Here is a 20,888-nt window from a genome sequence, read left to right as displayed (position 1 = left end):
TAAGTGATGTTACGCAGTAGGGCTCGTAATGCGAGATTTATCTCGCCTTTCAGGTTATTCTTGTGCAAAAGCGACATGAATGTCGCGTTACGGAGACCAGACTGGCTTCAACTGCGTAACATCAGTTGGTTAAGCCAGTACGCGTTCTTCATGTACCGACAATTGGACCTGCCCAAGGATCTCCGCGATTTTTTCGCCCGCTGTGCCATCGCCAAAGATCGGCGGCTGGACAGACGGCGGCGCGAACGAATTCCATTCGTGGACGATCGCCTCCACATCCACGCCGACCAGTTTGTTCCAACCGGCGCCGACGGTTTCCGTCCATTCGGTTTCGTCGCGCAGGGTGAGGCACGGCTTTTGCATGAAATAGGCTTCGCGTTGCACGCCGCCGGAGTCGGTGGCGATCAGGCGCGCGTTCTCTTCCAATACCATCATGTCATAATACCCGACCGGCTCGATCAAGCGGACATTGCCGCCAAATTGCTCGTCGAGTTTTGCGAGCGCGCCGCGTGTGCGCGGGTGGACGGGGAAGATCACCGTCTCGCCGACCCGGCTCAAGGCGCGGACGATATTCGTCAGGCGGGCGGGGTCGTCGGTGTTGGCGGCGCGATGGACGGTGACCAAACTGTACGAAGCGGGAGCCAGCCCGAGGTCCGAAAGAACCGTCGATTTTTGTCGCGCGAGCGGACGGTTGGCGAGGTTCGCATCCAGCATCACATCTCCCACCCAAAAGACGTTCTTGGCGATGCCTTCGTTGGCGAGTTGCCGCACGGCGGTCTGGCTTACGCAAAAATACGCGGAGGATAATTGATCGGCAACGAGACGGTTGATCTCTTCGGGCATGCGGCGGTCGAAACTGCGCTCGCCCGCTTCGATGTGAACAGTCGGGATGTGTAGTTTGCTCGCCACGAGCGCGCCCGCCAGGGTGGAGTTCGTGTCGCCGCGGACGATGACCACATCCGGCTTTTCGTGGAGGACGATCTCTTCGAATCTCACCAGGATTTCGGCTGTTTGCCCCGCGTGCGAGCCGGAGCCCACTTCGAGGTTGTGGTCGGGCGCGGGGATACCGAGTTCGTCGAAAAAGGTCTGCGACATTTTATAGTCGTAGTGTTGACCGGTGTGGACAAGGATTTCACGGTGGTGTTTGCGAAGCGCGCGGCTCACAGGCGTTGCTTGAATGAACTCGGGGCGCGCCCCAACGACGGATATGATGTTCATGGCGTCCTCTGAAATTGTCGGAGTAGGTGAGGCCGGGTTTTCAAGATGCGTTGGGCAAGTTCTGCCAGCGCCAGCCCGGCAAAGGGGATCAAGACGGCGTCGACCGGCAAGCGGTAGCGGATCAACGTCCACGTGAGGATGTGCACGCCGGAGTAGACGACGGCAAAGAGCATGAGCAGTCCTTGCGGCGAGAAGAGCAGGTTGAGGAAACGATTCCCTTGCGCGCCGGTATTGGCTTTGACGCTCAACCATAAACCGTATAGCATGAACGGCAGGAACAGCCCGAAACTTCCGATGCGGGAAATGTTGCTCAGCGTGGACGAATCGGCTGAATACCAGAACATGAAATATGGCGGAATGCGACTCAACGACAGCAACAGGTATCGTCCGGGGTCGTCGGTGACGAATTGGATGCCGCGTTTGAGGAGTTCCTGGTCGAGCGCGGCTTCGTCGAGAGAACGGACTTCCTCGGGGATCATTTCTTGATAGGTTTCGGTCGGCAGGATGGGGATGAATTTTGTCCCATGGATGGGGTGGTTGCCCCAGAAGAAGGCGTACCCGGAATTCGTGTTGAGCAGGACAAACCTATCGAAGCGCGAGTAATTGTACAACGAGGCTGGCAGGATGAAGGCGATGGTCAGCAGGATGGAGACGAGGCTGGGGAGCAGAGGCAACTCGACCCGGCGGCGGATACGGACGATCCATATCCAAAGAAACAGGAAGGGGATGAAAAGCAGAAAGACCTGCCGCAGTAGAACGGTGATGCCCAGCGAGATTCCCAACGAGACGCCGAGGTTGGTATCCAGTTTTCGATCGAGGTTTTCAGATAATCGAATTCCAAAATACAGGCTGAACAAAATGGCGGTGATGTAGAACGGCTCGGTCATGAGCGCCGCGCCGTAGTAGAAAAAATAGACATACACGGCAGTGATGCCCGCCGCAACCAAGCCGACGGTTTTGGAAAATAGTTTTTCACCGATGTGAAAGGTGATGTACGGGTGCAATACGCCGACGATGACCGCTTGCGCGATGCGCGCGGCGAGCGGGTGCGGACCGAATAGGATATAGACCAACGAGAGGTAGAGTGTGTAGAGGAAACTCCAATGCGCGGTGGGCGCGTCGGCGGGCGTGATGGGCCACCACAATTCGCCGAAGGAAAACCCGTGTCCGCCGACAACGCGCAAGGCAAGGTTGTGATAGGAGACCTGGTCGAAGATGCCGGGCAGAGCCACGACGGTATCGCCCATGGCAAGCGCGATCGCCACGCGCAAGAGGACCGCCACCGTGAGGATGAACGGCAAGGGTTGCGCGGCAATCTTTTGCAGAATGTTTTTGGTTGCTGTTGGTGTCATTCTTCGTAAATCTTTTTCATGGCAGAGAGCGCCGCTTGCCAGTCATATTTCGTTTCCGCAAGTTTCCGTCCGTGAACGGATAGTTTTTCCTGTAAGGACGGATCTTCCAACAGTTGGATGACCCGGTTCGCAAAATCGTCCGCTTTGTCGGCGACGATCACGTCGCTTTCCAACTCGGCTTGAATGCCTTCCAACCCGATCGTGGTGGTGACCACCGGCATGGCGTAGGCAAACGCTTCGAGGATTCTCACGCGCATCCCGCCTCCCGCGCGAACGGGGACAACCATCAATGCGCTCTCCGCCAGATACGGAGCCAGTTCGGGAACATAGCCGGTTACGTTCACGCTCCCCGAATTGCGAGCCTGAAATTCGAGAAAATCTTGCGGCGGGTTTTTGCCGATGATGGTCAGCGTTGCCTCTGGCACTCGTTTCTGAACCAGCGGGAACACTTCGTTGAAGAACCAACGGATGCCATCCGCATTGGGCGGGTAATGCAGGGTGCCCAGGGTGACGATATTGTTCGAGGCAGGCTTGCGCTTGACCGGCGTCAACTGTTGCGTATCCACCGCGATCGGGATGGTGGAGATCGGCGCAAGTTTGTCACCGGGTTTTACTTTTGAGAAGCGCAACGCTTCTTCGAGCCCAGCCCGGTCGACATCGGTCACCGCCAGCACATGGTCGACCGTTTTGAGGAATTCGCCTTCATACCGTTTGACGCGCTGCGCTTCGACTGCCAGGAGGGGTTTCAAGAACCAGCGCGCATTTTCGCGCATCCGCTCGACGATGGACCAAACAGCATTGTGAGCGTCGAAAATCACTTTCGGTTTTTTCTTCGGCGCGGTTTGCGCGGCGCGAAGTCCGAACTGTACCATCGTCAACTGGTCGGCGTGGATGAAATCGAATTCGCCCTGTCGCGCCAGATTGGTCACTTTCTCCTGCATGGCTGGCAGATCGTCGCGTTCAACGAGAAACGGGCGTCCGGTGAGATAACTGCGGATCATGTACCCGATGTCTGCCGCGCGCGACCGTCGAATCGGCACCGCGTGGACCGCCTCGCAAACTTCAGCCAGCGCGGGCAGGTGCGGCTCTTCTTCTGGACGAACGAAGGAAACCAAAGTTACAGAATGACCCTGCCCCGCTAAAAATCGCAACACGTGCCAGGTCTTCACTTTGGGACCCGCGTCTGGGGGGAACGGAACAATTTGGGTTAGGAAAAGTATGTTCATAAGGTGTGATTAAAATTTTGCCACAGAGTCCGCAGAGATTCTGAGCCTACACACTCAGCGCGCTCTGCGATCCCTGTGGCTTGAATTCAAAAAATGGTACTGCTCACTTCAAATTAAGACACAACGCCATCACATCGATGTTCGAGCGTAATTCCTTCTTCGCCTGGTCGTTCTTCGACGGGATGACCAAGCCCACCACCCACACGAGCAGCTTCACCAGGCTCATCAAGAAGAACAACACGCGCAAGAAGAAAGCGCTGACAAAACCATAATTCTTCTTGTAGAACATCATCTTGCCGCGATAGACCATCTTGCGCCGCTTCCAACGATCCATGCTCCTGCCGCCGAAGTGAACGATGGAGGAATTCGGCAGGAACACAACCTTCCAGCCCGCCTTGTTCAAACGGTATTGCAGATCCGCTTCATCGCCATAAATGAAATAACCTTCATCGAGCAGTCCGATCTGATCCAGCGCCGCTCGCCGCACCAACAAACACGCCGAACTCATCCAGCCGGTCTCTTTGATCTCCTGCGCATCGCCATGCGAAGGATACCCGGTCCACAACAACTCGCCGATGCGCGTGACGATCAGGAATTCTTCAAGCAGGGTCGAAAACGGCGCAAACCCCGATTGGAACGAACCGTCCGGGTTCAACAACCTTCCCGCTGTTGCGCCAGCCCTGGGGTGGGCATCCAGATACTCCACCAGCACATCGAGCGCGGGAGCGTTCACAAGCGTATCGTTGTTGAGCAATAATACATGACGACCGTTCGTCTCTTCGATCCCCTGGTTGCTTGCTTTGCCCAACCCGACGTTCCCCGCATTCTGGATCACCTTCACTTGCGGGTACTTTTCCGCCAGCATCTGCTGACTTCCGTCTGTTGAGCCGTTATCCACCACCACCACATCGAACGAACTCTTCAGCCCGCCTTCGTAGAGCGATTTCAAACACGGATCGAGGTACGCCTTGTTATTCCAGCACACCAACACAATGGACATATCCACGACCTGTTCGCCGCTTCCCTCCCCGACCTGTGGCTTGCTTTCCATACCCGGCATTTATTCCTCCCCTCGGTATTTCTTGTCCATCTCGGCGATCTCATCGTACGTCCCGAGGTCGATGTACGTCCCATCTTCGAGATGGACGCCTTTGAACTTCATTCCAAGAGATATGGCGTCGTTCATGATCTTTGCAAAATCCGAGATGCCTTCCTCGAACACACATGTATGCAGATACTCGGTGAACTTCGGGCGCCAGATGACGCATCCCCACATCTCTGTGAGATCGGTCTGTTTTGGCTTGTCCACGATCTCAGCGACTCGTCCATCCTCGCCATGGCGAACCATGCCGAATTTTTCAGGGCGGTCGGTGGTGAACATGCCGAATAACACGTCATCCTCCGGCGAGGCGGCTTCATAGACTCGCTTGAAAATATCGTTCGGTTTCATGAGCGTATCTGCCATGCCGAAGAAAACGGTTTTGCCTCTGATGAGGTGGTACGCCGAATCCAACGCGTGCGCCAGCCCCGGCGAGGTGGATTTGGTCTTGCCCTCGACCACTTCCTGAACCACATAACTGATATCGCATCCGAAGCGCATCCCGCTCCCGAAGTATCCCATCAATTGATGCTTGGTCTCGTTTACGACAAACACAATGTGTTTGAGACCGGCGTTGACGAGGTTATCCACCACAAATTGCGAGATCGGCTTATAGTGATTATTGCGGATGACCGGGTATAACTCCTTTGGGTACGGTAAACCCAGCCGAACTCCCTTCCCCGCGGCGGGGATCAATCCAATCAAATCTTCCATGCAAGCCTCCCGTATTAGGTAAGTTTATTTTCCTTGCGCATTTGTTCGATGGCAACCAACCCCCCAAAGAAGATCCACGGCAAGATGCTGGCGCGGAACCCATCCAAGCCGATATTGTAGGCGAACGGCAACAGCCAATCCACCAGATATGCCGCCATCACACAGGCCGCCACGCCCGCCAGCACGCCATAAGCGTAAGCCCGCGCAAAACCATCTTTCAACTCCCGCGACAACCTCCAGCCGAGAACTCCCACTTCATACAATATCCAGATAAAGCAGACCAAGCCAGCCAGTCCGGTCTGGGCGATAATATCCACAAATTGACTGTGGGAGTTGAAGCGGATGTGGTATCCACGCAGGGAAAACAAAGGGGCGTACCAGTTGTAGTTGGCGAAACCAAGCCCCAATAGCGGGTTGGCGCGGCTGATATCCAAGACGACAACCCAGGCATCTACGCGCGTCCCCCAGCTATATTGGTCGGTGGATATTAGATCCTGCGCCAGATACGCCACACCGATCAATGCAAACGGGATGGAGGCAAAAGCGAGTTTCGGGAATTTCAACGCCACCAAAACGCCGACACCCACCATGGCTGGCACCCAGCCCGATTTCCAATCCCTTGTTTGGATGACTGCAACGAACAGCGTCAACGCGACGATGATATAAAGGAAGATGCGGATATTCTTTTTAAGATCCTGGTTGAACATTGCCTGGGCAAGCGGCAGGATCACCAGCCACGTCCAGAGCATGCTGTTGGCGATAAATCCGTTTTCAAAAATCGAATCGATGCCCGCCCATTCGACCACCCTGCCAAGAACGTATATCATGCTCAACGCAACGAACGCGATGATGATCGCCTTCAGCCAGCGGATATCTTTGATGATGTTCCCGGTCATCACCATCATGACAAGCGAGAAGAAGTAGATGGCAAAGCCGCCCAACTGCGTATCGAACGGCGCCTGTTGCGCAAGGGAAAACCACGAGACCTGCCCCATGCCGAATGCGACCACGCAAACGACCATAAAAAAGACGGCGGGGCGCACAGCCGAAGACCGCGCGAATTCGAACCGCCGTTGAACGACGAACATGTTTCCAATCCAAAGGACCGACATGAGAACGACCAACAAGACCGAGGCATTAAAGCCGCCGGGTCCTGAAAACGGGACAAACATTCCCGCAGGCATTAAAAAGATGTACGCCAATAACGGGTAACGATATAACAGTCCCAGCGCTATCAGTCCCCCAATCGCCGCCAGAGCGATAACCAACACGTTCACAGTTCCCCAAAATGAAGCGGCAACAGTGATCAGAATGGTCAATAAGCCAACGCTGTATTGAAACGTTTGCCGGGAAATCGTAACCTGCCGGTCGATGGTGAGGAATTTCAGGTTGAAATTGATGTCCATGAGTCGCGCCGAGGATGCTATTTTAACTCAATACCCAGCCACAGCAGGAAGGACATGCGCAAATCAATCCGTTCAGCCGCGGCTGGGTATGATAGCCGGTGGATGGATCCGTCCACAGGACGGAGATCCACATAATGGGGTTACGTTCGACTCAGGACATTTCGTTGATACGCCAATCCTTGATCTTGCGCTTCATATTGGCGTTCAGGGAACCAACAAGGTGGCATACATGGAGAAATGGAAGCCATCCGATGTTGACAACGCGGAATACGTAGCGGGGAGCGCGCTGAAGGTGTAAGAATAGTATCGGCCTGAACCTGATAATGCGACCCTCCCCGTGAGAGTATTGTTTTGCGGCAGGAATACCAGCCAATACGTGCCAGCGGGCATTGTGGTTTGCGTTACCACAGGTTGGGTATTCCACCCGGCGACCGGCGTGAATGCGGCAGTTTCCGCAAGGCGGGCGCCGGGGGCGTTTCCGTTATTCGCATAAATCCCCAATCGTAATTGACCTCCCGCCGTGGACACATAGTAACTCAGGCTCTGTATCGTCGCGCTCTGTGACAACGTTACCTGCTGGGCGATCAAGAGATTTCCCATGCCGGAATACGGAGTTGTCAGAACGCTCGTTTCGCCGATGGTGATGGGCGTCCCGCCCGGAGATGTCGATGTGGCTGTGGGCGAATTTGTCGAGGTTGGGGTTCTCGTGGGAGTATTCGTCGAGGTTGCTGTGAATATTGATGTGGGGGTTGCGGTTGGAGTATTGGTAAATGTTGCAGTAGATGTCGGGGTACTTGTGGCCGTAGGAGTTGAGGTTTTTGTCGCTGTATGGGTTGGCGTGGCAGTAAACAAGGGAGTGAGTGTTGCCGTGGGCGTGTATGTTGGCGTGTTGGTGATCGTGGGCGTGAACGTTCGGGTGGGTGTCGAGGTATGCGTTGGGGTATTCGTTATTGTCGGCACAGTTGTGGGTGTGCTGGTTGGCGCGGCGCCGAGCGCAAAGGTGGCGTAGAACGAGAAGCGGAATGCGCCCGAAGCGGAGGAAGCCGAGTATGTTGCCGGTAATGACCCAAAGGTGTAGCCGTAATAACGTCCAGCCCCTGCGTACGTCATGCGACCTGCCAGGGTGTTACTTTGAGGCAGGAATGCCAGCCAATAGGTTCCGGCGGGAAGCGAAGTGGGCGTGATGACCGCCTGTGTATTCCACCCGGTTACCGGAGTGAAAGCGGCGGTTTGCGCCATCAACGTGCCCGGCGCGCTACCGGAATTGTTATAGATGCCCAGCCGTAACTGTCCGCCTGCTGTAGACACATAATAGCTCAGGCTTTGAATGGTTGCGGTTTGCGACAGAGTGACTTGCTGTGCCACGAGTTGGTTGCCAGCGCCCGAATAGGATATACCAAGGACTGTTGTTTCGCCGACATTAAAGAAGGGCGATGGCGTGCTTGTCGCGGTGATGGTGGGCGTGTTCGTTGCAGTGTGAGCGGGCGTGGAGGTGAACGTGGAGGTGAATGTCGGCTGGGGAGTGAAGGTCGGAGTGTTGACAGAGGTTGCGGTGGGCGTGGCAGATGGACCCGGGGTAGGAGGCGTTCCGTATTCGAAGGCGCCCATATCGCACCCGGCGCCTTGCGGCCGGGCGACGCCGCGTTGATCATCGCTCGCGCACACGCTGTTTACGCCGGCAGAATCCAAGGCAGAACTCCCCGCGATCAAGGCGTGGGTGTTTGTAAATCCGCCATTATTTTCCAACGCGCTCAAGAGCGGATCGGTCGTGATTAGATTTGTGCAAGTCGCGCCGGCTGGGCAACCACCCTGCACGACGCTGTCTGTCACAGTAGATGAGCTGGTTTCATCATTCTTGATCTCATCGTTCGTGCCGCCGTCTGCCCACAATACGCTATTGGAAATCTGAGGAGCGCTTCCCGTCAAGTTGAGCATCGCGTCGCCTCCCGCCGTGCCGGAGGCGTTGACGCTGTTATTGCCGGTAAAGGTGACGTTATTGAAAATTGGGTTGCCATCGATATTCAGGATGCCGCCGCCGCCCCATGGCGCGACGCCCGAACTTTCAAACGAGATATTCCCGCTAAAGGTCACATTCGTGAAGATCGGATTGGCATATTCATTCAAAATTCCCCCGCCACGCCGGGTGGCGGTATTGCCGTTGAACGTCACGCGATCAAGCGTGGTCTGGCTATTGTTATTGAACAGCCCTCCGCCGCCCACGGCTGAATTGTTCGTGAAGACCACATCCACCAATGTTGGGAGGTTGGGTTCATCCACGCCGGGACCGCCCAGCGTCTGAAGATTCAAGCCGCCGCCAGCGGCAAATGTGGCGACGTTATCGATAAAGTTCACCCTCGTGATGGACACACTTCCATTTTGCACATACACGCCGCCGCCGATGCCCGCCGTGTTATTGCTGACTGTGATATCCGTGAACGAGGCGCGGCTATAGTTGGCTTCCACACCCGATGTGGAAATAATGAAGACTCCGCCGCCGCGCCCGTTGGCATTGTTCGCTGTGATGAGCAGGTTGCGAAGCGTGGGACTGGTATTTTGGATGTACATGCCGCCGCCGACGCCGCTCCCCGAATTCTGGTTGCCGCCGGTGATGGTAAACCCATCCAACACGTATGCGTCAGTAAGCGCCCCGTTTGCGGTGACCACCGAGTAGGCATTCCCGGCGTTGCCTGCGGTTTGATCGATATCGCCGCTCAACACTGTGCCGTTCGTAGCCGGGTTGGAATTCCGCTGGCTTAAAAGGCTATTGCCTACAGTAAAACCGCCATACACCGAAACGCCATTTTTCAACGCGAAGGAACTATTGCGGTCATTGTTGGACTGACTGGCGCCTTCATCGGGATAGTAAACCCCACCCGCCACCCAGACCTGGTCGCCATACGACGAAGCCGCCAAAGCGTCTTGCAGGCTTGCGTAGGCGGTAGCCCAACTGCACCCGTCCGGGCTTGGGGCGGTAGAGTTGGCATCTACATACACCACACCCGCGCATGCCGCGCCGGCGGATGACAAGATCGCAAACTGCGACAGGACCATGGCAAGAATAAATAACGGGGAAAGAATCGAACGAAAACCGATCTTCATCATAGCTCCTCAACTGTGGTCCGCTTCCATGCGCCAGATGTTCATGGCAGAGCGGAAAATAAAAATAAAAAAATCAAAAGGGATTACCCGTTGGCAATCTCTTGAATCAACTCAAAAAACTTGAGCATTACCTTCGACCAATTAAATTTGTCGGCAACCAGCGCGGTTGCATTGATGGAAATCTTTTCGTGAAGCGCCCGGTCTTGAAGCAAATTTATAACATAGGATGCAAACATTTTCGGCTCATCTGTAACCAAAAGGTGCGCCCCGTTTTGGGCGTCCAACCCCTCCGCGCCTTTGGAGGTTGCCACCACCGGTGTCCCGATCGCCATCGCCTCCAGAATTTTCAACCGCGTGCCTCCCCCACTCTGGAGCGGCGCAATAGCGACCATGGACGAGGCGATTAAGGATTTGATGTCCTCGACATACCCCGCGAGGACAATATTTTGGTTGGACGGAAGAGGCAGGTTTTCATGATCGCCGGTGATCGTCAGTTTCGCATCGGGGATCTGTTGCAACACCAAAGGAAAAACCTCGCCGACAAACCAAAGCATGGCTTCATAATTTACGCGGTATTTGAACGGACCCGCAAAGACGATGGTATTGGCTTGCTTTTTTATCTCTCGATTTGCATAGTCGTCGACATCGATACAATTGGGAATGACTTCGATCTGATCTTCTTGTCGGGGGAAATTTCTCGCCACCAAACCGCGCTCGGTTTCAGAAACAACCGTGAAAGATCGAAACCCATTGAAAAGCCGAGAAAGATAAAAACGATATTTGAGCCAGGTCAGGGCATGGCGGGGGCGAATTTTGCCGTCCGGGGAAAATGCGCGGTCATGGAACAAGCCGATCTCGAGTTCCTCGAACAACGCTGGAATCCCTTGAAAGTATGGATAGTACGCCGCCATCTGCAGTTGAGACGCGATCACGAGATCGACCTTCTGCCCAGAGATGGCTGTCGTGATCGCGCGCGCCATCTCCGCCGAGAATGTGTCGATCACCGAGCGCGGTTTCATAGACAAAAACCCGAGGCGCGCCTGCCATGCGCCGGGCTCGAACTCCTTCCACGGGACAACGACAATGTCCGAACACAGGCTTCGGATTTCGGGCGCGTCAGGACGCCCCCCGGTCTGGTCTACAAAACTCAGCAGAGTCACATCGTGATGACGGCTCAACCCGCGCAAAAGGTTGTAGATGCGCACTTTGGAGCCGTTGTTCACCGGGTATGGAAACCAACGAGAGAGAAAAAGGATTTTCATCAGTGGATCAATGATCCGAGGTAACGTTCGATCTCGTCGGTCATGCGGCGCAGGTCGAATTTGGTTCGCGCGGTTTCGCGCCCGGCGCTTCCCAGTTTTTCCCTCAGCGCCGGCGATTCGATCAACCGTCGCAATGCTTGAGCCAAACCAGTTGAATCACCAGCCTCGAACACGAGTGAGTTTTCGTCGTGGACGAGCATCTCCGCCGCGCCGCCCACCGCAGTCCCAACAACAGCCAGCCCAGACGCCATCGCTTCCACGATCACCCTCCCGAACGGTTCCTGCCAGATGGATGTGAACAAAAATATATCGGCTTGCCGGTAAAGCGCCGGTAACGTTTCCTTGGGCTGGGCAGGCAGAAACGTCACGAACGAAGCGAGGGAGGCGCGTTCGACCATCTTGTGAAGCGAATCGACATAGTCCGGTTCGCCGTCGCCTACAATGGTCAACTTCACGTTGGAGATTCTATTTTTGCCAACGAGATGCGTCACAGCCTCAATGGCGGTGTGAACGCCTTTCTCGTGCGTAAGCCGTCCAATATATAACAGGGAAATAATTTTGTTCGTCTTTGGCGTTTGCCCGCCTTCCAGATAGGGAGTGGTATCGACAGCCCCGAAGACCACGCGCCCCTCCGTCGAGACAATTCCCTGTTGCGCAAATTCTTTACGCATGAAATCGGACGGGAAGAGGATGCGGCGCAGGTTAAGGCGCGGCTTTTCCTCCCGCGCTACAATGCTCCGGGCGATCGGCTTCAACAATAATTTTGGCAAGCCCGTCATCCATGAGCGCGGGGATGCGTTCCAATAATTTTCGTATTGGCTGGGAAGCGTGGGCCAGTAATCGCCCAGGTAGTAAACCGTTCGCTCGGGCATCAGAGACTCGGCAAGGGCGGGCAGTGACCGGGGAAAATTCCACATCCCCCAAATCAGGATGGCATCCGGGTTCCAGTCTTTCACGGTTTCACGAAGCAAATCTAGATTTTCCCGCTCCCGCTTTTTTCGCCGCGTAAAGAACCACGCCGCATTTTTCAGCGAGGCAAGTTCCATTTCGAGGCGGAGTTCGCGCCGCACCCAGCGCGGGTCGGGAGATTTCAGGTGATCCCGTTCGTGGGCGCTGGTCAGGATCGTTACCTCATGTCCGCGCACTCGCAAGCCATCGCCCACTTCCTGGCACCATTGCTCGTATCCGCCGCGGCTGGCAGGCGGGTAAAAGTTGGTGAGAAACAAGAGTCTCATCAGGGGCTTCCCGCAGGGCCGACTTGTTTCAGAAACGCTTCGATGCCGTTTGTCATCTGTTGGATGGTGAATCGCTCTGAGGCAAGTTTGCGGCCAACGTTTACCAATCGGCGACTCAGTTCGGGGTCCGAAAGGAGGCGGGCGATGCGGTCGGAAAGTCCTTGCGCGTCTTCCGGCTCGAATAACATCTTCTTGTCGTAATGACGGAAGATCTCGCGGCTCCCTCCCACATTAGAGCCGATGACCACCAACCCAGCCATCATGGCTTCGACGATCGTGCGCCCAAACGGTTCGGGCCACGTGGAGGTGAACAGGAAAACGTCGAAGTCCTTTAACATGGCGGGGATGTCTTCACGGGCAACTTTGCCGGAGAAGTGAACGATGTTTTCGATTCCCAACTCGGTCACCCGCTGTTGCAGGTACTTTTTGTATTCGGGATGCCCGTCGCCTAGAACGGTCAATTCAACTTGATCGGCGAAGCCTTTGTGAGCCAGCAAGCCCAACGCTTCGATTGCCGTGTGCACGCCCTTATCAGGCACCAGCCTGCCGAAATAAAGTAAACGGGTCGCGCGACCCGTCTTTGTGGATTTCTTTTTTTGCTCGAGACGTTGAAACGGCGCGGGATCGGCTCCCGCATAGACGACCGAGGCGCGCGGCGGAAATTTACCGGCGTTCACCAGCGTATCGCGCACATATTCACTGCAACAAATGACATGATCGAACTTGAGGCGCGGCGGATACCCTTGTCGTTTGAGTCGCGCAAGCGCAAACGACCGGAGAACCCGTTTGAATGCTTCGGTGATCCGTCGATTCGCCGGGGACTTCCAGTAGGCAAGATGCAAATCTTCATCGGTGGGCCAATACGACGCCATGTAATACGTCACGCGACCCGGCATCCATTGTTCAGCCCAATACGGCAGGTTGTGCGACATGGCAAACATCCCCCAGAACATGACCACATCGGGCTTGAACACCTCCATGGCAATTTTTAATTCAGCCAGGTTTTCTTTTTCTTGCCGGGGAAGTTTGAAGAAAAAATCGAGCGGTTTGTAATAATGGATATCCGTCATCAAGTGTAGCGTGCGGGTCACATTCCCAGAGCGGGCTTCCTGCGCCGATCTCACCCCATAGCGGCTGGTGAGAACGCTCACGGCGTGCCCGCGCGCGAGCAGTTCGCGCGTCACTTCATGGCAGAGCTGTTCGTATCCGCCCAGTTCGTGCGGCGGGTATTGACTGGAGACAAACAAGATGCGCATTACTTCGATCTCCCCATCGCGCGCCGCAGGGGTTGGATCAACGTTGCGCCGAGGAAAGAACGCAACAAGGAGCCAACAAAAGATCGATTCAGAATCAGCGAAGGTTGGAAAGACAACGCGCCAAGGAAATGCCGCCGCGCCGCGCGAGTGTTGCCCTGTCCGTAAGCCAGCAAACCAAAAGCATATTCCGCGTTGGCGTAGGCGGGTCGCTTGAATTCTGTCAGACGCAATTCATGATCGGCAAACAATTTCTCCAACAACCGCAGGGTGACGCGCGTATTCTGCTCGAGGTTGATCGACGCGAACTCGCCGCGATAGCCCTTGGGCTGATCACCGCATGCCAACTCGTAGAAGGTTTCCACACGCGCCAGCAATGCGGGTCGCGCGATCGCCATCGAACGCAGACACTCAAACGCGCGGATTTCGTTCTTTGCCTGAAGATATTCCACAGCGGATACGAGGTAAGCGCGGCTGAACGCGCGACGCTGATCCTCGTTCCATTCGCCAGTGGGGGCTGGTTCGGCTCCGAAATTCTTTTTCACCACTTGCAAGCGGTTCTCGAACTGCCGCGTTGGGTCGGTGGACATACTGCCCGGCAAAATGCGGTGACGGGTTAATATCTTCGTTGTATGAATCACCTTGAAGCGGCTGGTGATCCTCAGCCACATATCCAGGTCTTCGAGGGCGCGCAAGGAGGTGTCGAAAAAACCAACGGCGTCGTAACAATGTTTGCGCACAAACATCGATTCAGGCACCAGGAAGTTGCCATCCACCAGCGCCCAGTATAATTTTTCAGGCGCGATCTCGCGCGCCTCGATCTGCGGCAACGGTTGGTTCAAATGGTCCACAAACCGATACCCGCAATAGATGCCGTCAGCCTCCGGCTGACCCCGCAACGCGGTAACGAGGGTTTCGACAAAGTCGGGTTCGTACATATCGTCCGCATCGAGCACGCCGATGAATTTCCCGCGCGAGGCGGTGAGCCCGGTATTGCGCGCGGCGGAAAGCCCCTGGTTCTGTTGAAAGATCGCGCGGACTGTATCGCCGAACGCGGCAATCACTTCGCGGCTGTTATCGCGCGAGCCGTCGTCCACGACGATAATTTCGACGTTACGATAGGTTTGCCTCAAAACGCTGTGGATCGCGTCTTCGATGTACTGGGCATGGTTGTAATTAGGGATGATGATGCTGACGAGGGGAAGGGTTTCAGGCATGGAAGCAGGTGAACGTTAGGAATGAGGCGTTAAAGAGTGTTTCTTAAGTCTTTTTTGGACACGGATCACACGGATTTCACGGAGAAAACCATATAAAAATCCGTGTTTGACCGTGTCATCCGTCAAATCCGTGTACTTAAGAAACAGTGCCTTAGATGTCTTTGACGGGTTGACGGTCGATCACGGCTTGGAAGACGCGTTCGAGGCGGGCGAGGTAGCTTTCCCATGAGAAGTTTTTTTCGGCTGTGGCGCGCGCGTTGGCTCCCAAACTCAAACGGAAATCGGAATCGGCAATCAAGCGGCATAGCGCGGCGGTCATCGCGGTCACATCTCCCGGCGGGACGAGGCTCCCGTTCGCGCCATCCTCCACCACATCCACGATCTGACCGATGGATGAAGCGACCACCGCCAATCCCGCGGACATATATTCAAAAAGTTTCAACGGCGAAAGCCACATCTCCCGATCCATCGGAGGGTATGGCACAACGGCAATGTCTGCCGCCGCCATGTAACGCGGCACATCGGAGTGAGATACGATGCCCGTAAAAATAACCGAACGTGCCAAGCCAAGTTCGGCGGCAAGCGCGCTCATGGCGGCGCGACGCTCGCCATCCCCCACTAAAACAAGCCGCGCCGTGGGCTGAGATTTCAAGACTTCGACAAATGCCGTCAACAGGGTGGGAACGTCGTGCCAGTGAAAAAAATTTCCCACGAACAAGATTACGGGGTCGTTTTGCAAACCGAGTTTCGAGCGAATATCTTCCCGCGCCTGTCGATCCGGTTTGAAGCGGTCGATATGCACCGCATTTGGAAAAACAACAATTTTTTCCGCGGGAACATTCCAATGTTTCATCAGATGCCGCTGACCGGCATTCGTCACACAGATGATGCAATCTGCCGCAGACAGGTTGTAGCGAAGAATCCCATCCGCTCGCCGGCGCAGTAGACCGGTGATCGGTTTGTTCATGATATCCAATTCCATGATCTGGTCGGCTTCAAAAAAGATCACATAGGGAAGCCGCAGGCGTTTTGCCGCCATCGCCAGTCCCGAGTTGTACATGCCGTTTCGTTCGTAGATCACATCCGCAGAGTTCAACCCGAGCGCTGCCGCGTCGAAATACCGATAGTTCGAAAAGTAATTCAGGTACGGGACGCCAATCAGCTTTTGGATTCGCCAGACGAGTTTGCTTGCCAGCGAAAACAGAGGAGAAGCCGTCCACGAGCGGCGGGCGGGCGAAACAGCCTCCACGTCCGAAGTGACCGCGAATTCGTCCACAGTCAGCGGGGCGGCAAAGGTGAGCGAATGTCCGCGGCTGATCAAGCCATGAGACAAATTCCGCTGGATGATGTAGGTGGCATCCGCGGGTTTATCTTTCATCGCGTCTTGAAACGGCGCCCATTCCGGCACGCCAATGGCAATTTTGAGTTTTCTGTTCGACCCGGAAGGCATGATCAATAATTTCGTTGAGGGATTTGAAAATGTTCGAGGCTTCGCGCTTTATTCCGATACTTCGCCGCGGGCAATGTATTCGGCTTTGCTTCCCGCGTTGCGCAGGGTGCGCGCAGGCACGCCAACCGCCAAACTATTCGGCGGCATATCTTTGACGACGACCGCATTGGCGGCGATGACACAGTGATCGCCGATGGTGATTCCGCCCAGGACTTTTGCCCCGGAACTGACGTGCACGTAGTTGCCAATGGTTGGGCGCTCCCCTTCTTCATGCTTCGCCCCGATCGCCACTTCTTGAAAGATCAGGCAATTTCTGCCTATCGCTTGCGCGTCGATATACGTGCCGTGTCCGTGCATGATGATCAAACCAGCGCCGACTGATGACGATGGGGTAATCAACAATGTTTCAAGGGGAGGCAGGAACCATGTTGCGAAGCACAGCAGGATACGATCCCACAGACGGGAAGGTTCGCCCAGCCGATAATACAGCAAGGCGCGAAACTCCTCGATATCTTTGCCATACATGAGCGCGCGAAGTTTGCGCGCCAGGGTATCGCTGGATTTCTGTTGATAAATCATCAACAACCAACGGTCGATATCCGCTTCGATCACCTTTCTGGCGGGAGAGCGTTTCACCAGCGTCAGGGCGGGATACAGTTTCAACGTCCGGTAGAATGAGCGTAGTTTTTCCAGCATGATGGATACGTGTTCACAATTCCAGGTTTGGTCGGGGGGCGCAACGATCAAGACGCCGCATGTGATTCTTTGACGCGGACGCCGTCGCGCCGGATGATCCGCGCGGGCATGCCTGCCACCGTGCAATTCGGCGGGACATCGCGGGTGACCACCGCGTTGGCGCCGATAACAGCATTGTCTCCCACGGTCACCGGACCGAGGATTTTGGCTCCGGCGCCAATATATACGTTATCGCCAATGATCGGGGGAGCGCTTTTATCATCCCTGAACCCGATCGCCACACCCGGGTTCACCCAGCAATTCTCGCCGATCTTTTGCGCGGCGATGACAGTTCCAAAACCGGCCCGGGCAAAAAAGCCGGGTCCGATATTGATCGGTTCCGCAAACCTGAGCGCCACTTTGGGATAGGGATACAATATTCTGGCAAGCGCGAATAGCGCCCGGCCGCGAAGTCCGGTAAAACGTCCGATCCGCGCGTAGAACAGATTGCGAAATTCCGGGAAGGAGTTCAACAGCCAGACGAGCATATCGGCAGGGGATTGTTTCTTTAGGCGAGGTTTATATACCTGAAACCACCTCAGCATGTCTTTCTCGATCGCATTGCGATTTGCCGAGCGTTTGAATAGCAGGAGATGAGGGATGGCTTTTAGTTTTGCAATCATTGTGTCACCATAGATAGGGTTTGAAGTTTGAAGTTTCACACACAGACGTCAATTGCGATTCAACACCGAATTGTACACATTGAGAAAGTTCTGGCACACAGAAAGCGGGCGAAACGGACCCTGTTCATAGGAGCGCCGCGACGCTCCAGCGAATTGCGATCGCAGAGCGGGATTCTCGATCAACCGATTAATTTGTTTCATTAAACAGGTCGAATCGGCGGGAGCGCACAGCAACCCATTTTCGCCGTCTTGAATGATTTCCGGTATCCCGCCCACGTTTGTTGTCACGATGGGTCGCCCGTACGCCATCGCCTCCACGAGAGAGACGGGTTGCCCTTCCAAAATGGACGGCATCACGAAGATCCCGGTGTGCTTCATGATGCGCGATAGTTCATTGCGCGAGGTAAACGCGCCGGCGAATATCCCAGCGCTATCGAGCCCCAGGTTGCGGGCATGAGCCGCCAACTCTTCTCGAAGCGGACCTTCTCCGTAAATCTTCAGGGATGCGCCGGGGTGGTTTGCTCTGATCTCCTTGAAGGCGTCCAACAGGTAGACGAGTCCTTTTGTCACAAAAAGCCTTGCAATGGCGGTCAATTGAACTTGACCGTTCTCGCCCGCAAGGTGATCGACCGGGAAGCCCAAGTCGGCGGGGTCGGGCACGAGCGGTCCCTGAACAACAATGGGGCGCGTCACGCCGCAGATCGTTCTTAACCCTTCGGCGCTTTTTTCTGAGACGGCGATGACCACATCCGCTTTGTTGATGCACTGATCGAACCCTTGCCACCAATTGAATTGCGGGTCGGGCGTTTGGTGTTCTTCATACACAATGGGCAGTTGTTTTGCATGCGCCCAATCGATCACGAACAACAAGCTGGTTGTGTAACCCTGGATGTGCAAAATGTCCGGTTGCCAGGTCGCCTTCCAATATGCCAGCATCAGGCGCGTAAAAGGTTTGCGCCAATCGGGTCCCACCACCCATTTCATCGCGCGCCCGCGAAACCAATTCCGCGCGCTTTGGAACGCGTCGCCGGGCGGCGTCCATTTTGCGACCATGATCGCCAGCCCAAGAAAAAGGATCAGGGGGATGAATAGCCACGTCAACCCGTTGAGGATCTTTTCCTTCGTCTTCCAGTCCGAGGCTGGCAAGGATACCCACTTTGGCAATTGAGTAAACCGCACCGGGGACTGACGGAGGCGGACAAGATATTGATTGTCCGAGGGCACCCAAGCCGTGGACAATACGCTGACCTCATGCCCCATTTGTTGAAGCCCCATCGCGAGCGTGATCGTGTATTCTTCCAGCCCGCCCAGTTCCTGCATATCATACAGGATCATCCCGATTTTCAATGTGACACCTGTTTCTGTAAATTAACGAAATAAGAGAGTGTTTCTTAAGTCTGAAACCCTATTCGTTTTGGACACGGATTTCACGGAACACACGGAAATGAATCACTGATGTTACGCAGTTGAAATCAAGTCGGGTCTCCTAATGCGCCATTTATGTCGTTCTTGTGCAAGGACAGTCTAAAACGCGAGATAAATCTCGCGTTACGACCTTTACTGCGAAAGGTGAGTTAATAAGCACTTTCCGTGAACATCAGTGAAAAGTCTACGATCTGCCGTTAAGCAATTTGACATGGATGCGGGATTCCAACAGTTTCAAATCTTCCATGATCTTTTCTTCCGTCGCGGCTTTCAAGACCACATGCCCCAGGCGGTCGGGTCCCAACCGGAAGGCTGGCGCTGTTTCGCCATGATCGTAATCGATCACGGTTTCAATGATCTCCAAGCCATTGCCGTCCACATCGACGCGGTCCAAGCTCCCTCCCGATTTAGACGTAATGAGGAGATTCCCGCAGGGGTTTCTGGATTCAAATTGCGCCTGAGGTCTCGATCCCAAACTCAGTTCGAGGATATAGGCATAATAATCCATTTCATAATGCGTGGAAACCAGTTCCGGCAGGCAGGTTGCGCCCGCGCGCGCGCCGATCTCCAGCACATACACATGATCGCCGCGCAGGATAAAGTCCGCATTGATCGCGCAGGTGGTCAACCCCAACGCCCTGATCGACTTATCGAGTTGGGTCCATACCAGGTCTTTCACCTGATCCGGCAGAGAATACGGGACGTAGTGACCGATCGGCACATCCGTTTTCCCGTGATACAAAATATCGCCGTGCGGCATCACGAACTGCGTCTCCCCATCGATCACCGCCGCCTGTGCGCCGAACTCCACCCCGCTGATGAATTCCTCCACCAAAAAATATTTCTGGCGCGTGGCGCGCATCACGTATTCGAAGGCATGCGGCAGATCGTCGGCGGCGTCCACGCGGATAATGCCGCGGCTACCGGAGGTGTCGACCGCTTTGCAGATCACCGGCTTTTCAAACAGATCGAATGCCTGACGTAGTTCTTCCAAACTCGACACGTCGCGGAAGCGAGCCGTGCAGACCCCGGCGGATTCAAACCGGCGCTTCATCTCCCTTTTGTTTGTTGCCAGCGCGCCGGCATTTTCTGAAATCCCGGGCAGTTCCAGCGCGTCGCACACCACCCCTAATGCGCGGACTGCCGCATCAGTGCCTGTGGTGCAGATGCAATCCACATTTTCATCGCGCGCCAACTGAACGATTGACCGCACATCGGTCGTATCGATATGACAGGCTTTGTCTGCCAGTTTGAAGCCGGGATAATTGCCCGCCGCGCTGACCACCAGCGCGCGCATTCCCATTTCTTTGGCTTTACGGATCAACGGGACCTGATAAATACCAGCCCCAAGTATGAGCGCTGTTTTCATAATTCACCTTTGGTGGTTAGGACTGACGCAGTTGAACCTGTTGCGCCGTAGTTGCACTGCGGCGGCGGCAGTACAACTGCCCGCCAACTGTGTAAGCCCTGGTGGTATGGAAAAGAGTTTGGGAACGCCAACTCAACCCTTAGACCTTATTCTTTTTGTACACGAATTTCACGGAACACACGGAAAAAAGGCGGCTTTCTAAAGA

The 20,888-nt window shown here is 55.1% G+C and carries 16 protein-coding genes; all 16 read right to left on the bottom strand.

Going from position 1 to position 20,888, the window contains the following annotated elements:
* Window positions 1-129 precede the first annotated feature (129 nt).
* Window positions 130-1,218, bottom strand: coding sequence for a non-hydrolyzing UDP-N-acetylglucosamine 2-epimerase (gene wecB, locus AC16KF_RS00605; protein WP_484035339.1), 1,089 nt, complete (start codon window positions 1,216-1,218; stop codon window positions 130-132).
* Complete coding sequence (locus AC16KF_RS00600) at window positions 1,215-2,570, bottom strand: ArnT family glycosyltransferase (protein WP_484035338.1); 1,356 nt, start codon at window positions 2,568-2,570, stop codon at window positions 1,215-1,217. Before AC16KF_RS00600 ends, wecB begins: the two co-directional genes overlap by 4 nt.
* On the bottom strand, window positions 2,567-3,796 hold the full coding sequence (locus AC16KF_RS00595; protein ID WP_484035337.1) for a glycosyltransferase family 4 protein: 1,230 nt from the start codon (window positions 3,794-3,796) through the stop codon (window positions 2,567-2,569). The genes AC16KF_RS00600 and AC16KF_RS00595 overlap by 4 nt, the downstream gene beginning before the upstream one ends.
* 103 nt (window positions 3,797-3,899) lie before the next feature.
* Window positions 3,900-4,847: a glycosyltransferase family 2 protein gene (locus AC16KF_RS00590; RefSeq protein ID WP_484035336.1), complete on the bottom strand. Its 948-nt coding sequence runs from the start codon at window positions 4,845-4,847 to the stop codon at window positions 3,900-3,902.
* 9 nt (window positions 4,848-4,856) lie between these two features.
* A complete protein-coding gene (locus AC16KF_RS00585; RefSeq protein WP_484035335.1) occupies window positions 4,857-5,609 on the bottom strand; it encodes a sugar phosphate nucleotidyltransferase in 753 nt (250 codons plus the stop codon).
* A 14-nt stretch (window positions 5,610-5,623) separates the two neighbouring features.
* A complete protein-coding gene (locus tag AC16KF_RS00580) occupies window positions 5,624-7,015 on the bottom strand; it encodes an O-antigen ligase family protein (protein ID WP_484035334.1) in 1,392 nt (463 codons plus the stop codon).
* A gap of 204 nt (window positions 7,016-7,219) precedes the next feature.
* Entirely contained in the window at window positions 7,220-10,114 is a 2,895-nt protein-coding gene (locus AC16KF_RS00575; RefSeq protein ID WP_484035333.1) for a choice-of-anchor Q domain-containing protein, read from the bottom strand.
* 83 nt (window positions 10,115-10,197) lie between these two features.
* Window positions 10,198-11,376 carry a glycosyltransferase family 4 protein gene (locus tag AC16KF_RS00570; protein ID WP_484035332.1) on the bottom strand — a complete coding sequence of 393 codons (1,179 nt, stop codon included), beginning with the start codon at window positions 11,374-11,376 and terminating at the stop codon, window positions 10,198-10,200.
* Window positions 11,376-12,611 (bottom strand): glycosyltransferase family 4 protein, encoded by a 1,236-nt coding sequence (locus AC16KF_RS00565; RefSeq protein WP_484035331.1) that lies wholly within the window; start codon window positions 12,609-12,611, stop codon window positions 11,376-11,378. Before AC16KF_RS00565 ends, AC16KF_RS00570 begins: the two co-directional genes overlap by 1 nt.
* The gene (locus AC16KF_RS00560) at window positions 12,611-13,867 is read right to left on the bottom strand and encodes a glycosyltransferase family 4 protein (RefSeq protein WP_484035330.1); all 1,257 of its coding nucleotides are present in this window, start codon (window positions 13,865-13,867) and stop codon (window positions 12,611-12,613) included. The genes AC16KF_RS00565 and AC16KF_RS00560 overlap by 1 nt, the downstream gene beginning before the upstream one ends.
* Complete coding sequence (locus AC16KF_RS00555; protein ID WP_484035329.1) at window positions 13,867-15,081, bottom strand: glycosyltransferase; 1,215 nt, start codon at window positions 15,079-15,081, stop codon at window positions 13,867-13,869. Before AC16KF_RS00555 ends, AC16KF_RS00560 begins: the two co-directional genes overlap by 1 nt.
* Window positions 15,082-15,232: 151 nt before the next feature.
* Window positions 15,233-16,531, bottom strand: a complete 1,299-nt coding sequence (locus tag AC16KF_RS00550; RefSeq protein WP_484035328.1) for a glycosyltransferase family 4 protein — start codon at window positions 16,529-16,531, stop codon at window positions 15,233-15,235.
* Window positions 16,532-16,579: 48 nt separating this feature from the next.
* Complete coding sequence (locus tag AC16KF_RS00545; protein ID WP_484035327.1) at window positions 16,580-17,227, bottom strand: serine O-acetyltransferase; 648 nt, start codon at window positions 17,225-17,227, stop codon at window positions 16,580-16,582.
* Window positions 17,228-17,274: 47 nt separating this feature from the next.
* A complete protein-coding gene (locus AC16KF_RS00540; protein WP_484035326.1) occupies window positions 17,275-17,889 on the bottom strand; it encodes a serine O-acetyltransferase in 615 nt (204 codons plus the stop codon).
* 48 nt (window positions 17,890-17,937) lie between these two features.
* Window positions 17,938-19,236, bottom strand: coding sequence for a glycosyltransferase family 4 protein (locus tag AC16KF_RS00535; RefSeq protein ID WP_484035325.1), 1,299 nt, complete (start codon window positions 19,234-19,236; stop codon window positions 17,938-17,940).
* A 262-nt stretch (window positions 19,237-19,498) separates the two neighbouring features.
* The gene (locus AC16KF_RS00530; RefSeq protein ID WP_484035324.1) at window positions 19,499-20,683 is read right to left on the bottom strand and encodes an ATP-grasp domain-containing protein; all 1,185 of its coding nucleotides are present in this window, start codon (window positions 20,681-20,683) and stop codon (window positions 19,499-19,501) included.
* Window positions 20,684-20,888 lie beyond the last annotated feature (205 nt).

It is taken from the genome of Candidatus Defluviilinea gracilis, from assembly GCF_057138825.1.
The sequence above is the reverse complement of the archived record's forward strand: the minus strand, read 5'-3'. Positions and strand labels throughout refer to the sequence as shown.

Bases quoted from the DNA above. Each gene is read 5' to 3' on its own strand.
- wecB (WP_484035339.1), bottom strand. From the start codon at position 1,218: ATGAACATCATATCCGTCGTTGGGGCGCGCCCCGAGTTCATTCAAGCA.
- AC16KF_RS00600 (WP_484035338.1), bottom strand. From the start codon at position 2,570: ATGACACCAACAGCAACCAAAAACATTCTGCAAAAGATTGCCGCGCAA.
- AC16KF_RS00595 (WP_484035337.1), bottom strand. From the start codon at position 3,796: ATGAACATACTTTTCCTAACCCAAATTGTTCCGTTCCCCCCAGACGCG.
- AC16KF_RS00590 (WP_484035336.1), bottom strand. From the start codon at position 4,847: ATGGAAAGCAAGCCACAGGTCGGGGAGGGAAGCGGCGAACAGGTCGTG.
- AC16KF_RS00585 (WP_484035335.1), bottom strand. From the start codon at position 5,609: ATGGAAGATTTGATTGGATTGATCCCCGCCGCGGGGAAGGGAGTTCGG.
- AC16KF_RS00580 (WP_484035334.1), bottom strand. From the start codon at position 7,015: ATGGACATCAATTTCAACCTGAAATTCCTCACCATCGACCGGCAGGTT.
- AC16KF_RS00575 (WP_484035333.1), bottom strand. From the start codon at position 10,114: ATGAAGATCGGTTTTCGTTCGATTCTTTCCCCGTTATTTATTCTTGCC.
- AC16KF_RS00570 (WP_484035332.1), bottom strand. From the start codon at position 11,376: ATGAAAATCCTTTTTCTCTCTCGTTGGTTTCCATACCCGGTGAACAAC.
- AC16KF_RS00565 (WP_484035331.1), bottom strand. From the start codon at position 12,611: ATGAGACTCTTGTTTCTCACCAACTTTTACCCGCCTGCCAGCCGCGGC.
- AC16KF_RS00560 (WP_484035330.1), bottom strand. From the start codon at position 13,867: ATGCGCATCTTGTTTGTCTCCAGTCAATACCCGCCGCACGAACTGGGC.
- AC16KF_RS00555 (WP_484035329.1), bottom strand. From the start codon at position 15,081: ATGCCTGAAACCCTTCCCCTCGTCAGCATCATCATCCCTAATTACAAC.
- AC16KF_RS00550 (WP_484035328.1), bottom strand. From the start codon at position 16,531: ATGCCTTCCGGGTCGAACAGAAAACTCAAAATTGCCATTGGCGTGCCG.
- AC16KF_RS00545 (WP_484035327.1), bottom strand. From the start codon at position 17,227: ATGCTGGAAAAACTACGCTCATTCTACCGGACGTTGAAACTGTATCCC.
- AC16KF_RS00540 (WP_484035326.1), bottom strand. From the start codon at position 17,889: ATGATTGCAAAACTAAAAGCCATCCCTCATCTCCTGCTATTCAAACGC.
- AC16KF_RS00530 (WP_484035324.1), bottom strand. From the start codon at position 20,683: ATGAAAACAGCGCTCATACTTGGGGCTGGTATTTATCAGGTCCCGTTG.